Origin of the sequence: Janthinobacterium sp. GMG2 (genome assembly GCF_033949445.1) — a bacterium.
Lineage (GTDB): Bacteria > Pseudomonadota > Gammaproteobacteria > Burkholderiales > Burkholderiaceae_D > Janthinobacterium > Janthinobacterium aestuarii.
Genome location: NZ_JAXAWA010000004.1, coordinates 514,772 through 540,189, shown reverse-complemented (window position 1 = coordinate 540,189; position 25,418 = coordinate 514,772). Strand labels below are relative to the sequence as shown.

The 25,418-nt window shown below is 61.7% G+C and carries 19 protein-coding genes; 4 read left to right on the top strand and 15 right to left on the bottom strand.

Features of this window, described 5'->3' with window-relative positions:
* Positions 1-22: 22 nt before the first annotated feature.
* Together SKZ59_RS18185 and SKZ59_RS18180 are read left to right on the top strand one after the other, a co-directional pair.
* The gene (locus tag SKZ59_RS18185; RefSeq protein WP_319992543.1) at positions 23-3,175 is read left to right on the top strand and encodes a S8 family serine peptidase; all 3,153 of its coding nucleotides are present in this window, start codon (positions 23-25) and stop codon (positions 3,173-3,175) included.
* Positions 3,176-3,250: 75 nt separating this feature from the next.
* On the top strand, positions 3,251-3,667 hold the full coding sequence (locus SKZ59_RS18180; RefSeq protein WP_319992542.1) for a protease inhibitor I9 family protein: 417 nt from the start codon (positions 3,251-3,253) through the stop codon (positions 3,665-3,667).
* Here the strand turns inward: SKZ59_RS18180 and SKZ59_RS18175 are convergent.
* The 4 genes from SKZ59_RS18175 to SKZ59_RS18160 form a co-directional block, all read right to left on the bottom strand.
* Positions 3,664-4,335, bottom strand: a complete 672-nt coding sequence (locus SKZ59_RS18175) for a LuxR C-terminal-related transcriptional regulator (protein ID WP_319992541.1) — start codon at positions 4,333-4,335, stop codon at positions 3,664-3,666. The two genes, SKZ59_RS18180 and SKZ59_RS18175, sit on opposite strands and share 4 nt — an antisense overlap.
* The gene (locus tag SKZ59_RS18170) at positions 4,332-5,045 is read right to left on the bottom strand and encodes a winged helix-turn-helix domain-containing protein (RefSeq protein WP_070303878.1); all 714 of its coding nucleotides are present in this window, start codon (positions 5,043-5,045) and stop codon (positions 4,332-4,334) included. The genes SKZ59_RS18175 and SKZ59_RS18170 overlap by 4 nt, the downstream gene beginning before the upstream one ends.
* Positions 5,046-5,233: 188 nt before the next feature.
* Positions 5,234-5,872, bottom strand: a complete 639-nt coding sequence (locus SKZ59_RS18165; RefSeq protein ID WP_034751632.1) for an NF038129 family PEP-CTERM protein — start codon at positions 5,870-5,872, stop codon at positions 5,234-5,236.
* A 10-nt stretch (positions 5,873-5,882) separates the two neighbouring features.
* Complete coding sequence (locus tag SKZ59_RS18160) at positions 5,883-8,876, bottom strand: ExeM/NucH family extracellular endonuclease (RefSeq protein ID WP_319992540.1); 2,994 nt, start codon at positions 8,874-8,876, stop codon at positions 5,883-5,885.
* A gap of 497 nt (positions 8,877-9,373) precedes the next feature.
* On the opposite strand from SKZ59_RS18160, the gene SKZ59_RS18155 reads away from it, so the two are divergent.
* Entirely contained in the window at positions 9,374-10,054 is a 681-nt protein-coding gene (locus tag SKZ59_RS18155) for a PEP-CTERM sorting domain-containing protein (RefSeq protein ID WP_219329173.1), read from the top strand.
* Between the two features lie 44 nt (positions 10,055-10,098).
* Here the strand turns inward: SKZ59_RS18155 and SKZ59_RS18150 are convergent, their stop codons facing one another.
* From SKZ59_RS18150 to SKZ59_RS18105, 10 genes are all read right to left on the bottom strand, one after another.
* Positions 10,099-11,127 carry a TIGR03790 family protein gene (locus tag SKZ59_RS18150; protein ID WP_413774571.1) on the bottom strand — a complete coding sequence of 343 codons (1,029 nt, stop codon included), beginning with the start codon at positions 11,125-11,127 and terminating at the stop codon, positions 10,099-10,101.
* 132 nt (positions 11,128-11,259) lie between these two features.
* A complete protein-coding gene (locus SKZ59_RS18145) occupies positions 11,260-11,838 on the bottom strand; it encodes an FxDxF family PEP-CTERM protein (RefSeq protein WP_034751637.1) in 579 nt (192 codons plus the stop codon).
* A gap of 87 nt (positions 11,839-11,925) precedes the next feature.
* Positions 11,926-12,483: an FxDxF family PEP-CTERM protein gene (locus SKZ59_RS18140; RefSeq protein WP_319992538.1), complete on the bottom strand. Its 558-nt coding sequence runs from the start codon at positions 12,481-12,483 to the stop codon at positions 11,926-11,928.
* A 180-nt stretch (positions 12,484-12,663) separates the two neighbouring features.
* A complete protein-coding gene (locus tag SKZ59_RS18135; RefSeq protein WP_072454483.1) occupies positions 12,664-14,118 on the bottom strand; it encodes a mannose-1-phosphate guanylyltransferase/mannose-6-phosphate isomerase in 1,455 nt (484 codons plus the stop codon).
* A 112-nt stretch (positions 14,119-14,230) separates the two neighbouring features.
* Entirely contained in the window at positions 14,231-15,493 is a 1,263-nt protein-coding gene (locus SKZ59_RS18130; protein WP_319992537.1) for a glycosyltransferase family 4 protein, read from the bottom strand.
* Positions 15,474-16,784 (bottom strand): nucleotide sugar dehydrogenase, encoded by a 1,311-nt coding sequence (locus tag SKZ59_RS18125; RefSeq protein WP_034751648.1) that lies wholly within the window; start codon positions 16,782-16,784, stop codon positions 15,474-15,476. Before SKZ59_RS18125 ends, SKZ59_RS18130 begins: the two co-directional genes overlap by 20 nt.
* A gap of 11 nt (positions 16,785-16,795) precedes the next feature.
* Entirely contained in the window at positions 16,796-18,802 is a 2,007-nt protein-coding gene (locus SKZ59_RS18120) for an alginate lyase family protein (protein WP_319992536.1), read from the bottom strand.
* Positions 18,799-19,878, bottom strand: a complete 1,080-nt coding sequence (locus SKZ59_RS18115; protein WP_319992535.1) for a glycosyltransferase family 4 protein — start codon at positions 19,876-19,878, stop codon at positions 18,799-18,801. Before SKZ59_RS18115 ends, SKZ59_RS18120 begins: the two co-directional genes overlap by 4 nt.
* A 51-nt stretch (positions 19,879-19,929) precedes the next feature.
* Entirely contained in the window at positions 19,930-20,964 is a 1,035-nt protein-coding gene (locus SKZ59_RS18110) for an acyltransferase (RefSeq protein WP_319992534.1), read from the bottom strand.
* A 93-nt stretch (positions 20,965-21,057) separates the two neighbouring features.
* On the bottom strand, positions 21,058-21,486 hold the full coding sequence (locus SKZ59_RS18105; RefSeq protein WP_219329179.1) for a serine O-acetyltransferase: 429 nt from the start codon (positions 21,484-21,486) through the stop codon (positions 21,058-21,060).
* A 270-nt stretch (positions 21,487-21,756) separates the two neighbouring features.
* Here SKZ59_RS18105 and SKZ59_RS18100 point away from each other — a divergent pair, with 270 nt between their 5' ends.
* Positions 21,757-23,004, top strand: a complete 1,248-nt coding sequence (locus SKZ59_RS18100; protein WP_219329180.1) for a glycosyltransferase — start codon at positions 21,757-21,759, stop codon at positions 23,002-23,004.
* On the opposite strand, the gene SKZ59_RS18095 is transcribed toward SKZ59_RS18100, so the two are convergent.
* Entirely contained in the window at positions 23,001-25,235 is a 2,235-nt protein-coding gene (locus SKZ59_RS18095; protein WP_219329181.1) for a heparinase II/III family protein, read from the bottom strand. The genes SKZ59_RS18100 and SKZ59_RS18095 overlap by 4 nt on opposite strands.
* Positions 25,236-25,418: the final 183 nt, after the last annotated feature.

Sequence of the window (25,418 nt, the reverse complement as noted above, 5' to 3'; positions counted from 1 at the left end):
ATACCGATACAGGAAACCCTACATGACATTCCGTCCCGCCTTGCGTCCCATTTCGCTCGCCGTGCTGAGCCTGTTTGCCAGCATCAGCTTCCAGGCCCACGCCGACGACCTGCGCCGCCCTTACATCGTGCAACTGACCGACAAACCGATCGCTTCCTACACCGGCTCGGTGGAAGGCCTGGGCGCCACCCAGCCTGCCGCCGGCGGCCGCCTCGACCTGGCCAGCACGCAAGTGCAGCTGTACGGCGACTACCTTGAACAGAAACAGGCCCGGGTACAAGCGCTCATCGCCGCCGCGCCCGTGCAATACCAGTACAAGATCGTCCTCAACGGCTTTTCCGCCCTGCTGACGGACGCCGAAGTGCGCCAGCTGCAGGCGAGCGGCGAAGTGGCCAGCATCGCCCCCGACGAACCGCGCGCCCTGCAAACCAACTACACGCCCACTTTCCTGGGCCTGGACCAGCCGGGCGGCCTGTGGAGCCAGCTGGGCGGCAAGCAGCATGCGGGCGAAGACATCATCATCGGCATCGTCGATGGCGGCGTGTGGCCGGAAAACCTGTCGTATGCGGACAAGGTCGACGCCAACGGCGCCCCGACCTTCGACCCGAACGCCACCCTGGCCTACGGCGCCGCGCCGGCCGCCTGGAAAGGCAGCTGCCAGACGGGCGAAGGCTTTACGCAAGACCATTGCAATAACAAGCTGCTGGGCGCACAATACTTCAACGCCGTGCGCCTGACCGAGACGGACAAGATCCAGCACTGGAGCGAATTCACCTCGCCGCGCGATTCCATCGGCGACCCGAATGGCGAAGGCGGCCACGGCACGCACACCTCGTCCACCGCGGGCGGCAATGCGGGCGTGCCCGTGACCGTGAACGGCTCGCCGCTGGGCGCCATTTCCGGCGTGGCGCCGCGCGCCCGCCTGTCCGTCTACAAGGTATGCTGGTCGTACAACCTGGCCACCCAGCCGACCGGTGCGAAGAACGGCTGCTACGGCGGCGATAGCGTGGCGGCGATTGAAAAAGCCGTGCAGGATGGCGTCCACGTGATCAACTACTCGATCAGCGGCGGCGGCACCGTCAACGACCCCGTCGAGCAAGCTTTCCTGCACGCGTCGAATGCGGGCGTGTTCGTTGCCGCTTCGGCCGGCAATGCGGGACCGGCCAATACCGTGGCGCACGTCAGCCCATGGATCACCACCGTGGCCGCCTCGACGCACAACCGCGCCAACCAGGCCAAGGTAACCTTGAGCAACGGCGCCAGCTACACGGGCGCCTCGCTCAACTACAACCCGCTGCCGGCCACCACCCTGATCCGCGCGCAAGACGCAGGCTTGCCCGGCGCCGATGCGCAAAAACTGGCCCTGTGCTACCGCGCCGGCGACAACGGCGGCGTGGCCCTGCTGGACCCGGCCAAGGTCGCCGGCAAGGTCGTCAGCTGCCTGCGCGGCACCACGGCGCGCACCGACAAGGGCATCGCCGTGCTCGAAGCGGGCGGCGCCGGCATGGTGCTGGTCGACACGGGCGTGGGCCTCGTGTCCGACCCGCACGTGCTGCCGGCCGTGCACGTGAGCGCCGCCGATGGCGCGCTGATCAACGCCCAGGCGCAAACGGGCACGGCCACGGCCGCCATTTCGCGCTTCGTCACCAACGGCAACGGCCCTGCCGCCCCCGTGGTGGCCGACTTCTCGTCGCGTGGCCCGAACCTGTACGACGCCAACCTGCTCAAGCCGGACGTCACCGCGCCTGGCGTGGACATCCTGGCCGGCGGCACGCCTGCCCTGTCGCGCGCCCAGCGCGACGCCGTGCAGGATGGCAGCCTGGTACCGCCGCAAGCCTACATCTTCCTGCAAGGCACTTCGATGGCCAGCCCGCACGTGGCCGGCCTGGCCGCCCTGCTGCGCCAGCAGCATCCGGACTGGAGCCCGGCCGCCATCAAGTCGGCCCTGATGACGACCGGCAGCGCCACCCTGCCCGACATCCAGGCGGGCGACGCGCGCGGCATCCTGCCATGGGGCCAAGGCGCCGGCCACGTGACGCCGAACAAGGCGACCGATCCCGGCCTCGTGTATGACGCCAGCCTGGCCGATTACAAGAAATACATGTGCGGCGTCGGCATGACGGCCGAATGCGCGGGCGGCACCCTGGCCGGCTACAACCTGAACATGCCGTCCATCACCATCGGCAACGTGCTGGGCACGCAAACGGTGACGCGCCGCGTCACCAACGTGGGCAGCAGCAGCGCCACCTACACGGCCAGCGCCTCGCTCAGCGGTTACAGCGTGGCGGTGGCGCCTGCCACCCTGGCGCTGGCACCCGGTGAAACCAAGTCCTTCACCGTGACCCTGACGCGCACGACGGCGCCGGACAATGCCTGGCAGTATGGCGCCCTCGTGTGGAGCGACGGCGTGCACACGGTGCGCAGCCCCGTCACGGCCCGCTCGGGCCGCGCGGTGCAGTCGCCGGCATTGCTGCAGGCCGACAAGGTCAGCGGTCTGCGTTCGCTGACCCTGTCGACGGGCTTTGCCGGCAAGGTCGGCGCGGCGACGGGCGGCCTGAAGGAAGTGGCGCGCAGCGAGCAAACCATCAGCCAGGCCGCGCCGGGCAGCGTGGAAACGCTGGCGCAGATGGCCGACGCGTGCAAGGCGGGCGGCAGCGGCGTGCGCGCGGTCAATGTCAGCATTCCCGCCAGCACCGTCGTGGCGCGCTTCGAAATCTTCGACCGCGACACCACGGAAGGCGCGGGCAACGACCTCGACATGCTGCTGCTCAACAGCGCCGGCGCGACCGTCGCCACCTCGGCCACGGCCGGTTCGAACGAGGCCATCACCGTGACCACCCCGGCGGCAGGCAGCTACAAGGTCTGCGTGATCGGCTATGAACTGGCAAATGGCGTCTCGACCGGCTTCGGCCTGTCGTCGGCCATCGTCACGACAGCCGACAAGGGCGGCAACCTGAAAGCCACCCTGCCTACCAAGGTATATGTGGGCGGCAGCGCCACGGCTGGCGTCAGCTGGTCGGGACTGGAAACGGGCAAACGCTACCTGGGCGGCGTAGTCTTCCTTGATGGCAACAGCGCGGCAGCGTCCACCACCGTACTGTCGGTGGAGACCAACAACCCCTTGCCGCTGGCCGTCCCCAGCCAGCGCAACGTGAGGGCGGACGCCAAGCTGTAAGCATCTCACTCTGGCGGTAACACAACGCGCCCTGCGGGGCGCGTTTTTTATGCGCGACGCGCGTACAATCGGCGCATGTCCACCTTTCGCCTCAGTATTGCCATCCTGGCCGGCATGGCCAGCATCCATGCCCTGCCTGTCGCGGCGCAGGCCGCTGCGGCGCGGCAGTCCTATCTGGTGCAATTGCGCGCCCCGCCGCTGGCCTCGCAAGCGGACGGCGTGCATGGGCTAGATACCCACAGCGATGCGGCGCGGCGCTACATGGCCCAGCTGGAAGCGCAGCAACGCGCCGTGCTGGCGCTGGTGCCAGATGCCCCCGTGCAATACCGCTACACGACGGCCTTCAACGGCTTTGCCGCCATGCTGACACCCGCCGAAGTGACGCGCCTGCAAGCGAGCCCGGACGTGGCGCGGGTATCGCCCGGCAGCATCGAACACACGCAAGACGGCGGTAATGAAAAGAGTCAGGCCCGGCCGCAGGACCAGCGCTAATGGCTGAGCAGGCGCAGCGCGATGCCGCGCGACACGGCTTGCATGCGGTTGCTTACTCCCAATAATTTATAGATGCGCTGCAAATGGCTTTTCACGGTGGTGCCGCTGATGCCGAGGATTTGTCCCACCTCGTCATTGCTTTTCCCCTCGCGCACCCAATGCAGCACTTCCAGCTCGCGCGCACTGGCCGCGCGCGCGGCAGCCGGGCCCGTCACAGATGCACGCTGGCTGCCTGGCAGCGCCAGCCAGTGCACGTGCAGATAGGGCAGCAGCAACTCCAGCGCATACGCTTGGCGCGCCGCGTCCGCCGGCTTCACGGCGAACAAGGCAAAAAAGCTGCCGCCGGCGTCGCCCGCGCTGCCATGCACCAGTACGCCGTCGATGACGCCCGCCCTCTGGCCACCCGCGCGCCAGGCCAGCGCAAGGTGCGCCAGCTGGGCCTGGCGCTCGCGCAGCTGCGCGTGATCGGGCGCGGCGCTGTGCCAGGCTTCGCTGCGCAGCACGGCCCCCCCGACATCCAGCTGCGCGCACATCAATATGTCGTGCGGCAACAGCGTTTGCAGCGGCCCCTGGCTCCACAGAAAGAAATCGCCGGGCAAGGCGATGCCATGCGCGCCGAGGATGGCGTTCAGCAGGTATTCCTGCTCCCTCCCCGTCAGCAGCATCATGCGCACACGGCGGTATCAAACGCCAGATAGCGGTAGCCGCTGCCGCGTACGGTTTCAATGCGGTGGCCGCAGCCGCCCGGCTGCAAGGCGTGGCGCAAGCGGCCCACGTGGGCGTCGACCGTGCGTTCGTCGAGGTAGGCGGCATGGCCCCACACCTGGTCCAGCAGTTGCGCGCGGCTATGCACCCTGCCCGGATGGTCCATCAAAAAATGCAGCAGCTTGAATTCCACGCGGCCAAGGTGGATGGGCACCTTACCCGCCGTTACGCGCAGGGTGTGCGGGTCGAGCCGCAAGGCGGCAGCCCCGGCCGTGCCTGCGCCTGTGCGCAAGGCCGAAGGCGCGCGCCGGCGCAGCAGCGCGTGCACGCGGGCCAGCATTTCACGGGGACCGAAGGGCTTGCACAGGTAATCGTCGGCGCCGCTTTCCAGCGCCAGCACCTTGTCCTGTTCGCTGTCGCGCGTGCTGATCATGATGATGGGCAAGTCGCACAGCACGCCATCCTGGCGCACCTGGCGCAGCAGCGCGATGCCGGACGCATCGGGCAGTTCCCATTCCAGCAACAGCACGTCGGGCGGATCGCCCGCCAGCAGCGCCAGCGCGCCGCGCGCATCCAGGGCGCAGCTGACCCGGTAGCCGGCACCGGCGAGGTTATGCGCCAGCAGCGCCTGCATGGCAGGCGCAGGGTCCAGCACCAGGATATGGCCAGGCATCGATGCATCTCCCGAAAAAAGTTGGCAGCAGTCATAAAAATACTAGACTGCCCGACAAGTTTTTTACTATGCATCAAGCGTAAAACGGTGACTAATACAATTTAGTTTCCTGATTTATAGCTATTGCGAATAAATAGACGAAAAAAAACACAGCGGCCCGCAGGCGCGCTGTGTTTAGTCTGGGAAGATTAGGCGCGTGCGACAGGCTGGCGGCGGCGCAGGGCAAAACCGATCAGCGCCAGGCCGCCCGTCAGCATCATCCATTCCGACGCTTCCGGCACGGCCGAGATCGACGCGATGCTCGCATACGTGCTGCCGGCGATGCTGGCGGGCAAGCCGCCAGTCATCGGCGTCAGCTCGAACTGCACCAGGTTGCCATTGACGTTGCCCAGGTAGGACGTGGCCGTAGAGTCGAGCAAGCCCACGCCAAAGGTCGTGCCCGCATTGCCGGCCGTGTTCAGGAAGTCGCCGCCAAAGACGATATTGAAACCGAACTTGCCGCCCAAGGTCACGTTGTGAAACCAGTCGTTGTAGGCGCCGCTATTGCCGAAGGTCAAGGTGCCGGGCAAGCTGCCGCTGACGTTGCCTTCCATCGATTCCAGTGCGCCAAACGCGCCCGAGAAATTGCTGAGCACGGCGCTGGCGCCCGGCGCCGGGCTGTTGCCGGCAATGAAGGCGAAGTCGAGGAAACCGGCGCCAGAGAACTGGCTCGTGTCGATTTCCACGTGGTAGCCAAGCGGACCCGCCAACGCCAGGCTGGAGCTGGCGGCCAGCACGGCGGCCAGCACGGCGCGGCGCAGGGTGAGATTGAATGTCGTTGTCAACATGATGGTGTCCTTAGAAATTGCCGGCGAAAATGCTGGCCGAGTAGGTGATCGTCACTTTCGACGGATTGCTGAAACTGACGGCAAACGAGGCCGTCGCGCCTGGCGCCAGGCTGGCGGCGTTCACCGTGACGTAGGCGGCGCCCGCATGGCTGCCCGTGGCATTGGCCAGGCTGACGCCGGCAGGCAAGCCGCCGAACACCACCTGGAACGGGCCGCTCAATGCGCTCGTGCCCGTGTTGGTGAACGAGAACGTGCCCGCGTATTTTTGCGTCACGCGGTTGTACGTGAGGCCCGAGCTCGCTTGCGCCACACTGGCCGTGATGTCGCGGTAAGCGGGCTGCAAGTCCAGGCTGACGACGACGGGATCATGGTCCGAGGCGCGGTACGGCAAGGCGTTGTACAGGTCTTGCGGCTTGGCCGAATCGATGTTGTAGTCGATCACTTCCGGCTCATCCGCATTCACGTGCCATTCAGCGACGCCGGCCACTTGCGGGCTCAGCGAAGCGCTGGCCAGCGCATGGTCGAGGTAGCCGCTCTGGCCGCCGAAGACGTACGAATACGGCATGCCGGACGGCCGCACGAAACGCTCGAGTTCATTGACGAAGCCGGCGCCCGTGATGGCCTGGATCGGGTCTTCCGCGCCATAGGAATTGAGGTCGCCGATGACCAGCACGTCCGCGTCGCCGGCAGCGGCCGCCACCTGCGGCACGAAGCTGCCGACCAGGCGCTGGGCTTGCTGCACGCGGGTGGCGTTCCAGCAGCTCTGGCTATCGTTCTGGTCCGCGTCCAGCCCGCTCGAAGGGCAGCTGCCCTTCGACTTCAGGTGGTTGACGATCAACGAGAATTTCTCGCCATTGCCTGCGCGGAAGGTTTGCGCCATCGGTGGACGGTTGTTGATGGCGTTGGCGTCCGACAAGGCACCGCCCACGAGGCCCAGCTTGGCAGGCTTGTAGATCATGGCCACGCGGATGGCGTCCGTGCCCGTGGCGGCCGGCTTCGGCACCACGGCATACGTGACGCCGCCGATGGCCGCGTTCAGTTGCTCGACCAGGTAGGTGACGGCCGTCTCGCCATTGTTCTGGATTTCCATCAAGCCGACCACGTCCGCGTCGATGGCTTTCAGCTCGGCGACGATCTTGTCGCGCTGGCGTACGAACTCGGCCAGGTTGTCGGCGCCGCGGCAATTGCTCTTGGTGGTCGAAGTGCCCACGGTACAGCCCTGCCCCGTCTGGCCAAACACGTTATTACCATTGGTAAAGGTCGTAAAGAAATTCAGCACGTTGGCGCTCGCCACCTTGACGTTGCCGGACGGCAGTTCCGGGCTGCCTGTGCGCGAGTTGTCGCGCGAGAATTGCGGCGTCTGCGTCGGCTGCAATTTGTAGGCGGCACCGCCACCGCCGATGGCGCCAAAGTCCACCACGCCCGTCAGGTCGGCCACCGTGTCGCCGCTGCGCACGGTGTTGTCCTGGCCGATGTACGGTATCGTTGGCGGCGCCACGAAAATGCCGTCATCGAGCACGATCAGATTGTTCGCATTGGCGGCGATCAAGGCTTGCGCCTCGGCGGAGCCGGCCGGGTAGCGGTTGGTCGGCACTTCGCGCCGTCCCGCCGACAGGCTCAATTCGCCGCGCGCGCCCAGGTAGGCGTTTTGCGATACGGTCAACGGTTGCGTGAAGCGCACCAGCATGCCTTCCACGGCAGCCAGATTGTCGTTCGGCAAGCTCACATTCGCCGGCACGACGCTGTGGCCCGCGCTTTGCGTGAGGATGGCCGTCACGTCCTTGAATTCCGTATAGGAATTTTTCGCGCCCGATGGCGTGTATTCGACCACCGTGCCCGTCACGCGCACCAGTTCGCCCGGCTGCACGGTGGTAGCCGTCGCGCCCGTGTACACGAAGATGCCGTCCGACGTCGACGGGTCGCCATCGCCGGCCGCATCCTGGATGAAGAAGCCGGTGCCCACTTTCAAGGTCACCACGCCTTCGGTCGTCTGCACGGAATTGGCATACGGGCTGCTGGCACCACTGCCCTGGATTTGCGGGATCGTATGGCTGATGGCGGCCAGGCCTTGCACGGCCACGTCAACCTTGCATGACGCCGTCTGCTGCTGGTCGTTGCTGAAATTCACGATGACCGGGTAATTTCCCACCGGCACGCCAGCGGCCACCAGCAGGTTCACGCTGGCGCTCTCGCCCGCCACGCCGGCCGCGCTGAAATTGGCCAGGCTGATGCCGGCCACGGCGGGCGAGCTCAAGATAGCGGCATTCACCACGCCATCGACGTCGGACGCGCGCAGCACGGCGCTGCCGCCATTGCCCACGGCCAAGGCCAGATTGGCCGGGCAGCTGGTAATAATCTGGTGCACGACAGGACCGCCGCAGACATTCAGCGGCGAAGCCGTATTGCGCGGCGCCACGCTGCCGGTGGCAAAGTCCGCGCTATTGTCGTCCGTGTCGCCGCAGCCGCCATTCGCGCGCGCAATCGACAAGGTATTCGATGGCGCGGGCGCCACGGCGCCTTCAAAACCATTGGCCGTGCCGAAACCGACGAGGTCGACGATGCCGGCGCCCGTGGGGCTGGCGCCCGTTTGCGCCGTCTTGCTATTACTCAGCAACACCTTGCCTGCCGTACCGGACATGGCCAGGCTGCCCGTTGCATCTGGCGCAGGCAAGTCCTGCGTTCCGCCCGCCCCCTTGGCTTGCTGGACCAGCAAATACTGGCCAGGTTGCAAATCGATAGCCGGCAAGGCCGTCACGGCCCAGCTCGTGCCAGCAGCGGACGCGTATTGCACGCTCCAGTTGCCCAGGTTCACGGGGCTGGCGCCGCGGTTGAAAACTTCGATGAAATCATTGCGGTACAGCGCCCCCGAATTGCCGCCACCGCCATACACCTGGCTGATGACGATATCGGAAGCGGCCAGGGCTGGCACGGACAGGCTGGCCAGCACGGCGGCCATGACGGTCAGGCGCAGCGGCGTGCGCAAGGGGGAAAACGAGGTGTGCATGAGGATCCCGGTCGGTAAATAAATGACGCCGGCCCCACATGATCGGCCGGCGCGCCACAATTAACAAAAGTATTTCAGACTTGTTATTTGGATATTAAAGGCCCGGGATGACGACTTGATGACATTTGATTAAGCCGAATGGAGTAAAAGAGTTCCCTGCACCGCTACGCCAACAACGTGCTGCAGTGGCTTCTTGGCAACAAAAATTTCCTTCTTACCCAAAGTAAGGCATGATGTCCGAAAATATGATATATTTCATGCAAATAAGTTTTAATATCTGCAAGACATTAATGCTTCAAAGTAATGCAAATCAATGCAGGAGCTGGCTCCATCCACGCCCGCACCTTGAGTTGCCAATCCGACGATGCCCAAAAAGGCGGTATCGCCGGGTTTTGGCAGAAATCCTAGTCCGATGGCTTGCGAGCATCCACCAAGCCCGGATATATTCGAAGAGATCAGCCATGTTATCAAGAGTCACCCGACTCCCAGCGAGCGCCATGTTTATTGCCGCAGTACTGTGCAGCGGCGCTGCCCAGGCACAAAATACGCAACAGGCAGCGAATGCGAATGACAATAAGTGCCAGACAAGTACGTCTGGCGCGAATGGCAAGGCCAGCGATGCTGACCTTGACGGTACCTACAGTGCCTGTAGTCTCGCTAATGGCTTCATCGGCTTTGGCGCACGCACCAATGATGGCACGAACCAGTCGCCTGAGTTTGGATTGGGAGAGTCCGATCAGGTATTGCGCCATCCCCAAGCGGGCGAAAGAGACCATCGCCTGGCAAATCTGCTGGTACAACAGGGCGACAATGGCGCCCAAGGCAGCTTGCGTACAGGCCGCGCTAGTGGTGATTATCGTTTCGGTACGCGAGATTTTGTGTCGGTACAAGAAAGCCCTACCATCGACAATACTGGTGGGTACCGCGGCGCAACGCGTGGCATACGTGGCGCAAGCGACGAATACGCTGCGCTCGTCACGTCGTCAGGCTTCGAGACTGGCGCACCTGCCGGCGGTGGCGGCGTAGGCGGTGGCGGCGCTGGTGGAGGTATCGACAGCGGCAGTAATGGCAACAGCCTGATTCCCCCTGTTACCCCAGCTGTTCCAGAACCGGGAACTTGGGCCATGCTGATGGCTGGGTTGGCAGTACTGTCCTTTGCGGTACGCCGCAAGACATAATAAAAAAGGCTCGCAAGAGCCTTTTTTATTTGCTTGATAGCCTATCAGCGCCGGAACTTGGCATACGGTGCCGCCAGCGGATCGCCGATGAACAATCCCTGCGCCGGCCACGCCACACTTCCCCAATACGCTTCGAGCGCCGTCATGCCTGTCAGGTAGCGACGTAGCAGCACTGTCGGATTGGGAAATTTTTGCCAGTGATTACAGGGCTCGCTGACGGTGCCGTAACTGGCCGTGGCCCCTGCCTCCAGCCAGCGCTGGCTGCTCATTTGCGCCGTCCCCTGCAGATCGCCACCGAACGAAGTCAGGTGATCCGCCAGGGCGCCTGGCAGAAAGCGCAAGGTATCGAGCTTGGCGACCTTGGCCATGCCGGTCTGGTAGACCATGATGTCCTGTGCACCGTCGAGCACATCAGCCTTCAGATTCTTGACCGTCAGCTTGCGCTGGCGAACGATCCCGGCAGGCGGGAAAAAAGCGGCACGACTGTTGCGCGCATTTTCGCTGGTGGTCAGATAATATGCGCTGGCGGCGGGCACGGAAAAGCCGCTGACCGTCCCGCGATCCACCACAGCCTTGGCCTCTTCCACAAAATCGATGGGCAGCAACATGGACAGGCGCATGCCCATCTGCGTAAATGGTTGCGGCACATTGCTGTTGAAATACGTGCTGGGCTTGCCGGCGTCACACGTCCTGGCGCATTGCCCCGCATCGTAGCCCAGGGTATAGGCGGAAGTGATCGAATTGCATTCGACCGCGTAAGGCGCGCTCCACACCATCAGCACGGCCTGGATATGGGGCTTCAATTGCGCGTCAATGCGCTCCTTCAATTGCGCGAACTGATCCATGCTGAGCTTGCGCGGGCGATTCGGGATACTCACGTGCACAACGTTCGCAGGCGGGATGCCATGCGCCTGGCGGTAATATTCACCCACCAAGATACTGTTTGGTTCGGCGTCATTGATCACGACTGCCAATTGCAGCGCATTCAATCCTGGCGGCATGGATGGTGCATCGGCATGGGCGATGCCGGCAGCCAGCGCCAGCGAAAGGAAGAGAGATTTATGCAAGGTCAATATCGCCGTTGAAGAAGATCGAAGCCGCCATGTGGCGGCCGCCAGCTATGCCCGATGATTATAGCGCCCAGCAATCGACAGGCGAAAAAAATGGAGGCCGCAGCCTCCATTTCATCAATGCAACAGACCGGCTCAGGCTTGCAGCTTGCGGCGGCGCGCCGCGAAGCCGACCAGGCCCAGGCCGGCCAGCAGCATGCCGTAGGTTTCCGGTTCCGGCACCGGCGTCACCGCCAGGTTGCCGCTATAGCTGCCACCAGCGGACGAGGCCACATAGCCATCGATCTGCAGGAAGTAATTGCCGGTCGCCAGCGGCGTACCGCCCGATGCCAGGCTCCAGGCTTGGTCTTGCGCCGTATAGTTGATCAGATCGAGCGTACCCTGAAACAGTACGCCGCCGGCATTGCGCAGGCTGAAGCCGGTCAAGGTCAGGCCGGAATTGGCGCTGGGCTTGAGCGAGGTCGCCAGTGCGCTCAGGTCATTGAAACCCGTTACGCTAAAGGTATATTTGTCGCTGAAAAAGTTATTTTGCGCGCCAGCCAACTGGCCTGCCGCCAGCGAGAAAGAACCCAGCAATTCAGCGCTCGAGTAATCGAGCAAGTCTTGCGTCAAATCTACCGGTGCATGGCTGATATCGACCGGAGCGGCGTGGGCCGCCAGGCTGCTGCCGGCAAACATCGCTGCCACGAACAGGGATTGAAGAAATTTTTTCATACTTTTCACCAAGAGTGCTGCGGCCAGCTCAGGCTGGCCGCGGGATAAAATGCGAATGGAGGGGCAAACGGACGCCGTTCGCCGTGCTCAGCCGGCGTTCTGGCGACGGCGCGCCATGAAGCCCAGCAAACCCAGGCCAGCGAGCAGCATGGCATACGTGCCAGGCTCAGGCACGGCCGACACCAGGCTGCCGTTGGCACTGAAAGCGGCGCCCGTGTTCGACACGACATTGCCGCTGACTTTCAGGTAGTAGGAACCGGCTGCCAGATTCGCGTACGACAAGGTCCACTTGTCGTCGATGCCGCTCAGCAGTTGATCGCCTCCCAGCAATTGCGCATTGTTGACGCTGCTGTACAAGCCAAAACCCGTCAGGTTCAGGCCATTCAAGGCGCTGCTGCTGCGCGACGTCAAGACCAGGCTCAGATCGCTGGCGTGCGCCACGTCAAACGTAAACAAATCATTGAAGAAATTGTTTTTCTGATTATTCTTGAACTTGTCGCTGAACGTCAATGAACCACCCGTGGACAGCTTCACGGCACCTGGCAGCGAACTGATGTCCACCGGCGCGGCAAAAGCTGCCTGCGAGAATACAGCTGAACCGGCAAACGCCAGCGTTGCGAGCAGCGAGCAAATATTTTTCTTCATGCGATTCCACCAACGTAACTGCGGGTGGCGTTGCACCCGCATGTATTTATCTAATCAAACCAGGCAGAATCATAGCATAAAGCAATTTTTTATGTTAACTATTGTTTAATTAAAAGTTACTTTATAGCATCATTCTTAAAGCCAATAGTTTCACAGTGCAGATATCGTAAAAACCGCGCATCAGGCGCGCTGGTAGACATCCTCCAGACGCACGATGTCGTCTTCGCCCAGATAGCTGCCCGATTGCACTTCGATCAGGTGCAGCGGCAATTTACCCGGGTTTTCCAGCCGGTGCGTCATGCCGATGGGAATGTACGTCGATTCGTTTTCCGTCAGCAAGGTCACCTTCTCGCCGCAGGTGACGCTGGCCGTGCCGCTGACGACCACCCAGTGCTCGGCGCGGTGATGGTGCATCTGCAAGGACAGCTTGCCGCCCGGATTGACCGTGATGCGCTTGACCTGGAAGCGCTCGCCGATATCGATGCCTTCATAGCTGCCCCATGGGCGGTACACCTTGCGGTGCTGCACGTGTTCGCTGCGCCCCGCCTGCTTCAAGTGATCGACCACCTGTTTCACGCGCTGCACCTGGTCCTTGTGCGCGACCAGGATGGCGTCGTCCGTTTCCACCACGATCAAGTCCTGCACGCCCAGCACGGCCACCATGCGGCGCTCGGCGCGCACCAGGCAATTGCTCACGCCGTCGAGATACACGTCGCCGCGCACCACGTTGCCGTTGGCATCCCCGTGCTGCACTTCCCACAGGGCCGACCAGGAACCGACATCGCTCCAGCCGATGGCGGCCGGCAGTACCACCGCATGCGCCGTATGCTCCATGACGGCATAGTCGATCGAATCGGACGGACAGGCGGCGAAGGCCTTCTCTTCCAAGCGGCAGAAATCGAGGTCTCGGTAGCCGTCGCGCACGGCCGCCTCGCAGGCGGCCAGCATGGCGGGCTGGAATTGCCCCAGTTCGCCCAGATAACGTTCGGCGCGGAACATGAACATGCCGCTGTTCCAGAAATAATTGCCGGCAGCCAGGAACGACTGCGCCGTGGCCAGGTCCGGCTTTTCCACGAAACGCTCGACCTTGCAACCGATGGCGCCAGGGCTCACGGGCGTGCCGCTGCGGATATAGCCATAGCCCGTTTCCGGCGCCGTCGGCACGATACCGAAGGTGGCCAGCGCGCCATCGGCCGCCAGCAGCGCCGCCTCGGCGATGGACTGGTGAAACGCGGCCACGTCAGTGATGACATGGTCGGCCGGCAAGACCAGCATCAGCGCATGCGGGTCGATGGCCAGCAGGTATTGCGCGGCCACGGCCACGGCAGGCGCCGTGTTGCGCCCTACCGGTTCGAGCAAGATACCCAGCGGCGGCAAGCCGATCTCGCGCAGCTGCTCGGCCACCATGAAGCGGTGCTCATTGCCGCACACCACCAGCGGCGGCATGACTTCAAACTCGGCCAGCGCGCTGTCGCCGGCACGGCGGTTCGACAGGCTGCTCACGCGCAGCGCCGTTTCCTGCAACATGGTCTTGTCCGTTACCAGCGGCAACAGTTGCTTGGGCAACACGGCGCGCGACAGCGGCCACAAACGGGTGCCCGAACCGCCGGACAGGATGACTGGGTAAATTTTCATGGTTTCATTTCAAAAGCAGTTTATTGAGGAGCATGCACGCTCGACACTATAATCGTTCAGGCGATCAGCATGCCACCCAGCACGCCGCGCGCGGCGCTTTTGTCCGGCGCCATCAGCCGCCATCCTTGCTCAAGGCCACGGGAACGGCGGGCGCGGCGGCGGGAAACAGGCGCGCATACGCGGCCAGCAGCTTGGGCGCTTCATATTCCCACTCCAGTTCGTTGATCACGCGATGGCGGCCAAACGCGCCCATCTGCTCGCGGCGGGCCGGGTCGTCGAGCAATTCGACGATCTTGCGCGCCATGTCGATAGGGTCGTTCTTCAAGGCATACAGCGACGCCTGCTGCGCCGACACCTTGCCTTCGACCAGGTCGAATTGCACGATCGGTTTTCCCAATGCCATGTATTCCATGATCTTGTTCATGGTCGACTTGTCGTTCATGTCGTTGGCCACGTCCGGGTTCACGCACACATCGGACGTGTTGAGCATTTCCAGCAATTGCTGGTCCGGCACGCGTCCCGTGAACGTCACGTAGTCGGCGATGCCCATGTCCTGCGCCATCTGCTTCATCTGTTCCAGCGAGGTGCCGCCGCCCACCAGGCCGAAGTGCACATCCTCGCGCTTCAAGGTCTGCACGATGTATTGTGCCGCCTGCAGCAGCAGATCGATGCCTTCCTGCGCGCCCATCACGCCCACATAGCCGACCAGGTAGGTGCGCCCCTTCTTGAGCTCCGGCACGGGCGGCAGCACGCGCAAGCGGTCCAGCTTGGGTCCGCTGCGCACCACATAGACATCCTCGGGCTTCATGCCGCCCCGCTCGATGGCGATCTTCTTGTACGACTCGTTGGTGGCGATCGACACGTCGGCGCTCTGGAACGACCAGCGCTCGAACAGCACCATCAGTTTATAAAAGAAATCGCGCCGGCCGAACTTGGCTTCGTACAGCTCCGGATTGATGTCGTGGTGGTCGAACAGGAAACGCTTGCCCATCGTCAACTTGAAGAAGCCGCCGATGAGGAACAGCAGGTCGGGCGGATTGCAGGCGTGGATGACGTCGAAGCCGCGCGCGAAGTGCACTTTCCACGCCAGGCGGAAAGTGTGGAACAGCGCCAGCGAATATTCGACCAGGTAACCCTTCGCCCCTTCCGCTTCCAGCGGCAGGTTGTAGCGGTAGATATGGATGCCGTCGATGGCTTCGTAGCGCGACTCGTAGCCCTTGCCCGTCGGGCAGATGATCGACACTTCGTAGCCATTCGCATGCAGGGTGGTCGCTTCCTGCCACACGCGCCGGTCGAACGGCGACGGCAGGTTTTCCACCAGGATCAGCACACGGCGCGGCTGCCCTGCCAATTGATTACCAGCAGATGCCGTCATATTGTTCTCCACTTTGATCCTTGCTGATGCGCACCAGGTCGACGATGTGCTGGTGCGGCTTGAGGCTGCCAGGCACGGTCTTGAACTCGGCCGCGCCATTGCCGATGACGATGGTGTCGGCAAAATCGAGCACGTCCTGCATATTCGTCACCATCAGCTTGGAAATGTGCGGGATGTGGTTGAGGATGTAATCCTGGTTGGCGCCCGTCAGGGCGGCCAGGTTGACGTTCTTGTCGTACAGCTTCAGCTCGTAGCCCTTGCCCAGCAAGTACTCGATGACGTCGACCAGCGGCGACTCGCGCAAGTCGTCCGTGCCGGCCTTGAACGAGAAGCCCAGGATGCCCACCTTGCGCGCGCCCTTGTCGACGATCATCTTGATGCCCTTTTCCACTTGCCGCTGGTTCGACGGCAGGATGGAATTGAGCAGAGGCAAATCGAGGTCCAGGCTGCGCGCCTTGTAGGTCAGCGCGCGCACGTCTTTCGGCAGGCAGGAGCCGCCGAAGGCGAAGCCCGGCTTCATGTAGTACGGCGACAGGTTCAGCTTGGTGTCCTGGCAGAAGATTTCCATCACCTTGTGGCCATCGATGCCGACCGCCTTGCAGATGTTGCCGATTTCATTGGCGAACGCCACCTTGACGGCATGCCAGGTATTGTCCGTGTACTTGACCATCTCGGCCGTTTCCACGTCCGTGCGCACCAGCGGCGCATCCATCTTTTCATACAGCTGCACCAGCAGCGCGCCAGCCTTTTCATCGGACTCGCCAATCACCGTCTTCGGCGGATTGTAGTAATCGTAGACGGCCGTGCCTTCGCGCAAGAATTCCGGGTTGTTGCACACGCCGAAATCGACGCCGGCCACCTTGCCCGAGGCCGCTTCCAGGGTCGGAATGACGAGCGAACGCATGGAGCCTGGCAGCATGGTCGAGCGCGCCACGACGACGTGGAAACTGTCTTTTTCGCGGATGGCGGCGCCGATCTCCTGGCACACCTTGCGCACGTGGCTGAGGTCCAGGTTGCCATTGAGCTGCGAAGGCGTACCCACGCAGATGAGCGACATGTCCGAGCTGAAGACGGCGTCGCGCACGTCGAACGTGGCGCGCAAGTGGCCGCTTTTCACGGTGGCGGCGATCATCTCGCCGATGTCTTTTTCGATGATGGGCGTGGTGCCCTGGTTAATCAGCTCCACCTTGGTCCTGTTCGGATCGACGCCGATCACTTCATGCCCATCCGTTGCCAGGCAACCGGCAGAGACCGCACCCACGTAGCCGAGGCCAAAAATACTGATTTTCAAAATATGCTCCCTTAATAATTAGCCGGCGAATCAGCCGGCGACGCCTGCGGCATCAGCTCGATGTGCGTCACGATTTCAGTTGTTCCCTGCACCCTCATGCGCCAGGCGGCACTGGCAATCGGTGATTTCTCGTCGAAGCGGCGCGATATCCACCCGCCAGGCGGTGTATCGCTACCGCGCAATACGTCCAGCGTTCCATGCGAACAGCGCATGTGCAATCCGGACCGCAATCCCTGTGCCCGCAATTGCCCCTCGTCAACGGTCACCACGCAGTGGTCGCCGAACTGCCAATGCACGGAAATATCATGTACATTTGTACATTGTAATATGTCTTTTACAACAATGCATTTATTATTAAAGTTGAACTCGATACGACGCCGGTGCAGCACGGGATCGGCCAGGCGGCCGTAGCCATCGTGCTCGCCCTCGAAAACTTGCACTTCGGAATCCGTTTCATGGGCAATCATGCGCGCATTGGCTTTTTTCAGCCACATGAAATTGCCGCCGATTTCAGACTGGTCCAGGCCGTCGACGGCTACCGTGTTATGCGCGGGCGTGCTGCGGAAGTAGTCGCGCCATTTTTTTTGCGTGTGATAGGCGTAGGTGCCTGGATCGGTGAGCAACTCTTCCCCGCTCACGGAGAGGGTAAATGCCAGCGCATCGGCATGCCCATGCGCGGCAATGGACAGATAGCCGAGCGGTGCGCAATCGGCCACCAGGCGCACCTCATCGGGCGTACCGAAGCCGCTGCCAAGCAGGAAATAGCCGCCTTCGGGAAACGCCATGACGGGCGCTTCGGCCCCGCTGGCGTCGAGCGCCTGCCACTGTCGCAAACCCGCCACACCGAACAGCCAGCGGTTCTTGTCGTCAAAATGGCCGGCCTTGCGCTTGAAGTCGGCGCGGCCAAACAACACGGCACAGCTGGCCAGCAGCGAGCGGTAGGGATTCCAGCCCGCCTCATACGACAACCGCACCATTTGCGCATCGTCGGCATCGCCCGTCATAGGCACATTACCGCCGGCATCCATCATGGAACAGATGAAGTCTGCCAAACGCTCCAGGCGCTGCAGATAGGCGGCGGAGAACGTATCTCCGTGCGCGCTGGCGGCGCGCTGGCACAGGATCAGCATATCCATTACCTCGTGCTGGTAATACACGGCCTGTTCCTTGTTCACGCCATCGGCAAAGTTCTGCTTGAGTGCCTCGTCTTCCAGGCCGGCCTTGGCCACCCGGTGCCAGCGCTTGCTTTCCGGCCAGCAAGGCCAAGTCACGCTGGCGATATACAGCCCCATGTACTCGCCCAGCAAATGGTTGTTCGCAGAGGAATGGCGTGAGAAATAGCCGACAATGAAATGGCAATGCTGGTAAATGGCATCGAGCCAGCGGCGCTGGAAAGCCTGGCCCTCTGCATCTTGAAACAAAAGCGAGTCTGCGCCACCAAGCAGCTGCCATGCAACGCTCCAGTTCAGCAGGCGCACCGCCAGTTCCAGCGAACTGGTCCAATGTACGCCCAGCGGATAGGGGCACTGCGCCAGCCACGACTCAAGCAGTGCGCGCGCCGCCTGGGCATAGCGCACATCGCCGCTGGCGCGCGCTGCCAGGGCAAGGGTGGCCAGTTCCAGGTGACGGCTGGGCTCCCACAAGTATTTGATATCGCCCACTACTGCTTCGCTACGATAATCAATTGCCTTGCCGATTATCATGGGGGCCAAGGTCGCCGTCTTCGGATCGCGGTTCCATTCCGGCGGAAACCCCAGTGCCGCGTCATGCAAGGCAAAAACCCGCCAGCGCCCGGCAAGGATGCGCTCGGCGGCGGCCATCAGCGCAGTAGTGTCCGGCAGGTTGCCTTCCTCGATGAAATGTCGCTCGGCGACAGGAAAACGTGGGGCGGGCGCCTTTGACACCAGGCCCAGGCCATATTTAGCCGCTTTCTTTTGCGCGATTTGCTGGACACGCCATATGATTTCAGCGGCTCCCATCAATCTGACACGGTTCAGTTTCCAGGCAAGCGTCGTCATGGCGCGGTACTCCCGGGCTGCGCACCAAGAGCGCGATACAGGGCTTCGATGTGCGGCACGATCGCGGCGGCGGAAAACTGGCGCTCGATCTTGGCGCGTCCAGCCAGGCCCATACTGTGCGCGAGTGGCGCGTTGGCAAGCAGCAGGCGTAAACGCTGAGTCAGCAGAGCCACGTCGCCAGGCGGCACGAGGAAGCCTTCAACTCCTTCGCTGATGGCTTCGGGAATGCCGCCGACAGGCGTCGAAATGACGGGCAGTCCGGCGGCCATCGCCTCCAACACGCTCATGGGTAAACCTTCGTTATAAGATGGCAGCACATAAATTCGCGCCTTGCGCAACGCCTGTTCCTTGTCGGCCCCGGTGATCCAGCCCAGCAGATGTACATGGCTGCCGATGCCCATTTGCGCCGCAGCGGCCACGACCTTGTCATGCTCTCCGTCACCACCCAGCGCCAATTGCATGGAGGGAAACTCATCGCACACGCCGCGTGCCGCCTCGAGCAGGTCGTAGGTACCCTTCGGTTTGCCCAGCCGCCCCAGCATCAATACCGTGCTGCCCTGTGCCGCCTCGTCCCGCGTGTGCAACGGCGGCAACATCACGGGATTATAGATGGCGACGACGTGCCCATTGCGGCTGATGCTGTGCACCCACTCCTTCCACATTTCGGACAACACCACGACACGCGACGCGCGGTCGAATACATGGCGGATAAGCGCTTTCCCCACGCCGCCGCAACGCTCGTAAAACAGATGAAAGGCGCCGCTGTGCACATGTACGATGGTCGGCCGGCGGCAAAGGGTAGCGAGCAGGAAGAACGGCATCTTGCGCCAGAAACTGGCGCGCGATGAGACATGCATATGCAGCAGCCCGACTCGGCCACTGCACAGCAGCACCAGAAAGCGCCCTAGGGCAGAGACAGCCATACGCAGCTTGGCAAAAGCGCTGCCATCGCAATGCGTGGCGATATACTCGACAGGATAGCGTTCGAACAAGCCTGCCGAACGGTACACATTGACCACTGCGGAGATACCCCCCATGGTGTCGAAGGACGTGCCTATCATGATAATTTTTTTCATTCGCCTAACAGAAGAAACGTAGAAAATCGGAGGGCTTTCCAGCTATCGCGCTCATTCGTGCAACTTGCGCCGCAAACGCGCAAACGGCAGCTCCACCACGAGGTGCACGACGTAGGAAAACATGATCGTAAGCGTCAGACCGCACAGGCCGGCGGCAAGCGGGCGTTCGCCAAAAATCATATGGCCGCAATACATCCAGAACAGGTGCGACAGATAGAACACATAGGAGATCACGCCCAGGAGGCGCACGGGGCGCCAGTTCAGCACGCGAAACACCGGCCAGCCCGGATATCTGACGGCCAGCCAGAAGACGGGGAACAGGGCCAGGCCCTGCACGGTATAGCGCGCCGTCTCGCGAAACGCCGCGTCGCGGTAGAGGAAAGCAAAGACCAGCACGCCCACGGCCCCCGCCAGCAGCAATGCGTTGGCCCAGGCCGACTTGAAAAACACCTGGGCGTCCAACGCCGGATTACGCCATACACCCATGATGCAGCCAAACAACAGGCTATCCATGCGGGTATCACTGGCAAGGTAGGTGCGCGCCGGCTCCGCCTCGAGCAGGAAAACCAGCGCGCAACGCCAGGCCAGCACCAGTACGCAAAGCGCGAGAAAGATCCCCGCCACGCTATGCCGGCTCCAGCGCCGCATGCAAAAGACAAACAGCAGGGGGAAGAGCAGGTAAAAATGTTCCTCCACTGCCAGCGACCAAAAAATGCCAGTGAAAGGCACGACGCCAGGAGAGTCCGCGTAGAGTAGATAATAATTGGTAACCTGCAGGATTTGCGCCAGCAGGCCGCCTGCCGTCACGCTATGTGCAATCACGCCGGTCAGGCACAGAATCAGGATGGCGAACAGCACCAGGTACATGGGTGGCAGGATGCGGTAGATGCGACGCAGGTAAAAGTGGCGGAAATTGATGTCTCCTCGCTGCTCGAGCTCACGCCGCAACAAAGTAGTAATGAGATACCCGCTGAGGAAAAAAAACACGGTGACGCCAAAGCCACCTGGCACCACATGTCCCAAGCCAGCATGGCTGGCAAATACCGCCAGCGCGGCAAAAGCCCGCAAACCGTCGAGCGACGGCAAATGAAATTCCTTGGTCGCAGCCATCAGATACCCGTGCTGGAATGGAAGGTGCGCCCGTGGATGGGTGCAGCGGCAACGTATTGCCAAGCTGAATTACGCATGGGGCGCACCTTTCGGAGGCTTGGAGCGCGCCGGCACACCCACCGCGATGGCACCAGGGGCGACGTGATCCAGCACCACGGCATTTGCGCCGATGCGCGCGCCGCGCCCGATCACAACGGGGCCGAGTATGCAGGCACCGGCACCAATCTCGACATCGTCTTCGATGACGGGGACTGCAAAGTGCCCGGCTCGCCCACCTATCGTGACATTTTGCGCTATCTTGACGCGGTCGCCAATACGCGCGCGCGCATGCACCACAATACCCAGGCCGCTATAGGCGAAACGCACGTCCCTTCCCACCACGGCACCGGGCGGCAATACCACGGCAAACAACAGGCGGTTGAGTACATACAGACAACGCGGGATCAGGGGAAGGCCAAGGTGATGCAGCCAAGCGGCGATGCGGAATACTTTAATCATGCTTTCGCCTGTCAATTCAAGGCCGCCGTGCGCGGGAACGCCCACCTGGCACGACGGTGTCATGCGCATTTTCTTTCGCATAACTGAGTATCAATAAAACAATATTGATGCATATTATACACAACATCCAGGAAAACATTTCTAGTACACTTGAATTCTTTGTATCGTTGCACACTGCGCAAGCTTACGTGTGTTCGCCATCGCGTGCAAAACCATTTGGCAATAGCAACATTCAGCGTATCGACGTGCGCTACTTAATGAAAGTAAAAATTGACTCCTTCGCAGACGCTGCATATTTTACAACTGGTCCCGGAACCGCTGCCCTCATACCGTGCCGACGTTTCCACGCTGTTCGGCAAGTATCTGCCACGTCATCAGGTGTATTGCGATATCGTCGGCAAGCCAGGCGACGGCAGCGGTACGCCGGACGGTTTCGTCTCGCACAGCACGCCGGCGAGACATGCGCGCCGCTGGCGCCAGGAGTTGGCGTTCCTGGCCCTGTGCCTGAGCAAAGTATGGCGCGCCGCGTCCGCGCGATGCGATGTCATCCAGGTCAGGGATATGGTGTCCATTGGTTTACTCAGCATGCTTATTGCCCGCGTTAAGGGTATTCCCTTCACGTACTGGGTATCGTTTCTCATGTGCGATGGACGTATCGAGCGCTCGCGTGCCGAATTGGCGCGACGGCCGGGAAGCCTGCATTACCGGCTAGCCTTGTGGAAGGGTTTAGTTGAAAAAGTGCTGTTTTACAAGATTGTTCTGGCACATGCCGACCATGTCTTTGTGCAAAGCGAGGCCATGAAACAGCTAATGATCGCGCGCGGCATCGAGGCTGGCAAACTGACGGCCGTGCCAATGGGCGTGGACACGGAAACGCTGCGCGCGCACGCCATTACCCCGCGCCGCCTTGCGCAATGGGAAGCGCTTCCGGTAATCGCCTATCTTGGCACGCTGGACCGTTCGCGCCGCATCGAAGAGCTGCTCGATGCGCTAGTGATCGTACGGCAGCGCCATCCGGCGGCACGCCTGCTGCTGATCGGCAGTTCGCCGACGCCATCCGACATTGAACTGTTGCGTATCCATGCACGCAACTTGAACCTGGAAGACGCCATACACATGACGGGCTGGCTCGACAGCACTTGCGCCCTGCCCTTGCTGCTGGGCGCCGATGTCGCAGTATCGTATATCCCACGCGGCGCTCTGTTCGATGTCAGCTCGCCCACCAAGCTGCTGGAATACCTGGCCCTGGGTATGCCTGCCGTCGGCAATGACAGCCCCGACCAGGCCCAGGTACTGAACGACAGCGGCGCCGGCTGGCTGAGCGCCAGTACGCCGGAAGCGCTGGCCGCGGCACTGGCCGACGTTCTCGATGACAGCAGCGCGGCGCGGCAGAAGGCAAACGCAGGAATAGCCTACATCGAGCGGCAACGCAGCTATCGCGTGCTGTCCGCAGCACTGGCAACATGCTACCGCGGCCTGGCCAGCCGCTTGCGCGCAGCCTCCCCCAATCGCACCTAGTTCGGCACAATCATAGTCTGAGGCCCCACTTTCAAGGTCCTTCCTGTAGCTCCGCTGGTCAGCGATACGGCCGGATTCTTGCACCCCACGTCGATCAACACCAGGAACTCGCCGCTGGTCGACTTGGCGGTGGAGACAAACACTGCCTGATCCTCCACGCGGCCAGGCATGAGTGGCACACCGGTGCGCTTCTCAAAGCGTACGCCGTTGGTGATCAGAGGGCGAATGCATGCCGTGCGTCCCTTGTTGGTGATCGATACACTACCGTCGGCTGCCGTCACGATCGGCGCCATGGCGTGCATATTCCACTCCCACGTGCGTGCCGTGGCTGACTTCGCCTTGTCATAGACCACAACGGAATCTGTATCACGTACGTACCACAGCTTGCGGATGGCCGAGGTCAGCTTTCCACCGTACGCCGCCGTGGCATCACCCTCGACGTAATCGAGGCCACGGGTGGTGGCAAAGGCGGTGATTTTGCCGTTATTGGTGATCATGGCGACATTGCCACCGTCAATGGTCTGTCCGATACCACCGTCAAAAGTCAGGCCGTTGTGCGCCTTGGTCTGGCGGTACCAGGAACTCCACAGGGGGGAGCCATAGTAATCGTACCAGCCGCCCTCTGCCAGCAGCGGCACACCCGCACTGGTTATAACAAAACTGTTCTGGTCTCCGTGGCTATGGTTGTAGGAGCCATAAGGACTCGACTTGAAGTACACGGAAGTGCGCGCGGGATCAGCCATGCTGCTATGCATGGCGCTCCAGCCGATACTGGGCAGCATGACCGCGCTGACTGTCGGCGCCTGCGGTGCCACTGTCGTCGCGGGCAAAGGGTAATATGCCTTGAGCAAAGTCAGCGCATCGTCGGCGGCTGGCATGTTCTTCACATACCAGGCTGCCTCCGGTGTGGCAAAGTTTGATGCGTATGCCCGCATGATCTTAGCCGTTGGTGCCACTTCATGGCCGTCGCCGAAGACGTGCGTCTGCGCGCCAGGCGGGACGAAATACATGAAGAAGTTCAGGAAACCCTGCGACCAAGGTTTGGCATACAGGTTGACATTCATCGCCTGCGCTGTCGGTTGCCACACCTGCATGTACAAATCGACCGCAAACTCGCCATACGCCGTGCCATTGGCAAAACCGCCCTCCGGGCCGCTCCACACGCTCAGCGAACTGACGTATGAACGGAACGAGAAATCGAACCAGGCATTGGCGGCTGGTATGTCGCCCAGAGCGAGAATCGAAATCAGCGCCAATCCTGCAGTATTACTGATCGCATGCGAGTCGTACGGATACTGGTCGTTGCGTCCATTGTCCTGAGACAAGTCGGCATAAATCTGATTGCCATACGCCGTCACCGACCGCAGCCATTTCACACGACGCGTGTCGTCGAGATTGCTGCCCAAGGTATCAAAGGCGCGAATAAGCGAAGAGGCGATGGCGAAAGGCGCTTGATCCTGCTTGCTGTAATTCGTCGGCCCGATTGGATTGAAGCCGGCCAGTTCGTCACCACGCTTGAGCGCCTCGACCAGGAAACGTTCCTCGCCCGTCAAACGGTACAGCAAGACTGTCGATTCAAGTTGCCGGGTGCGCATATTGAGCTGCTTCCGGATATCGGCCACTTGCGCCGCCGCAGCGGCGGTAATCACCGTCGTCGTATCGAGTGGCCAGTTGGCGTCGCTGATGAGCGGGAGCGCGGTAATATTCCAGACAACTTCCTTAGTCAGTTGGGTAACGGCGGCCCCGCGCTGAGCGCTCAGGGTGGTATCCCAGTTTTTTACCAGCGGCAGGCCCGTCTGCAAGCCGCGCGGACGCGTCTTCATCAGCGCGCGCGCGCGCAAGTCAGCGTTCTCCGGCACTTCATATACAACCGAAGCCGCATTGATGACAAACTTGCGCTCGGAAGACCACTCGGTAGTAGTCGATGGACGCACACGCCACGTGTACTCGCCCAACGGCAGCGCCTTCGAGGGCAGGTACCAACTGCGGGAACTGGTAAACGTACGCACGACAGTACCATTCAGTTTCAGCTCCAGCACATACGCGGCCGGGTTCTTCGGATTACGCGACCAGGAAAATGTAGGGGGATTCTGTGGCTGGATGAGATTATTCTCCGGCACCGTTTTTATCTCAAGGGGCGTGACCGCCTGCGCCCAATCCGCATGCACTTGACCGCAGGCTGGTATTAATCCTAACAATGCGCAGTGCAGTATGATTTTAGCGGGTTTCATTTCATAACCTCCGGAACAACAAAAATAGGATGGACCCGGTCCAAGCCTGTCGGCCGGACCACGTCTCAATAGCTCAATTGCCTCGCCAGAGTAAGAAACGTTGATCCACGATTATGTTAATTTGAGATATAGCAATAGTGCTGACGGATTAGATGTTTTTATGCGTAACAACCATCCTAGGGC

What these genes read in the sequence shown, in the direction of transcription:
- SKZ59_RS18135 (WP_072454483.1), bottom strand. Translation starts at nt 14,118, where the DNA reads ATGAAAATTTACCCAGTCATCCTGTCCGGCGGTTCGGGCACCCGTTTG.
- SKZ59_RS18115 (WP_319992535.1), bottom strand. Translation starts at nt 19,878, where the DNA reads ATGAAAAAAATTATCATGATAGGCACGTCCTTCGACACCATGGGGGGT.
- SKZ59_RS18140 (WP_319992538.1), bottom strand. Translation starts at nt 12,483, where the DNA reads ATGAAGAAAAATATTTGCTCGCTGCTCGCAACGCTGGCGTTTGCCGGT.
- SKZ59_RS18180 (WP_319992542.1), top strand. Translation starts at nt 3,251, where the DNA reads ATGTCCACCTTTCGCCTCAGTATTGCCATCCTGGCCGGCATGGCCAGC.
- SKZ59_RS18105 (WP_219329179.1), bottom strand. Translation starts at nt 21,486, where the DNA reads ATGATTAAAGTATTCCGCATCGCCGCTTGGCTGCATCACCTTGGCCTT.
- SKZ59_RS18130 (WP_319992537.1), bottom strand. Translation starts at nt 15,493, where the DNA reads ATGACGGCATCTGCTGGTAATCAATTGGCAGGGCAGCCGCGCCGTGTG.
- SKZ59_RS18160 (WP_319992540.1), bottom strand. Translation starts at nt 8,876, where the DNA reads ATGCACACCTCGTTTTCCCCCTTGCGCACGCCGCTGCGCCTGACCGTC.
- SKZ59_RS18155 (WP_219329173.1), top strand. Translation starts at nt 9,374, where the DNA reads ATGTTTATTGCCGCAGTACTGTGCAGCGGCGCTGCCCAGGCACAAAAT.
- SKZ59_RS18120 (WP_319992536.1), bottom strand. Translation starts at nt 18,802, where the DNA reads ATGACGACGCTTGCCTGGAAACTGAACCGTGTCAGATTGATGGGAGCC.
- SKZ59_RS18185 (WP_319992543.1), top strand. Translation starts at nt 23, where the DNA reads ATGACATTCCGTCCCGCCTTGCGTCCCATTTCGCTCGCCGTGCTGAGC.
- SKZ59_RS18170 (WP_070303878.1), bottom strand. Translation starts at nt 5,045, where the DNA reads ATGCCTGGCCATATCCTGGTGCTGGACCCTGCGCCTGCCATGCAGGCG.
- SKZ59_RS18145 (WP_034751637.1), bottom strand. Translation starts at nt 11,838, where the DNA reads ATGAAAAAATTTCTTCAATCCCTGTTCGTGGCAGCGATGTTTGCCGGC.
- SKZ59_RS18165 (WP_034751632.1), bottom strand. Translation starts at nt 5,872, where the DNA reads ATGTTGACAACGACATTCAATCTCACCCTGCGCCGCGCCGTGCTGGCC.
- SKZ59_RS18175 (WP_319992541.1), bottom strand. Translation starts at nt 4,335, where the DNA reads ATGATGCTGCTGACGGGGAGGGAGCAGGAATACCTGCTGAACGCCATC.
- SKZ59_RS18095 (WP_219329181.1), bottom strand. Translation starts at nt 25,235, where the DNA reads ATGAAACCCGCTAAAATCATACTGCACTGCGCATTGTTAGGATTAATA.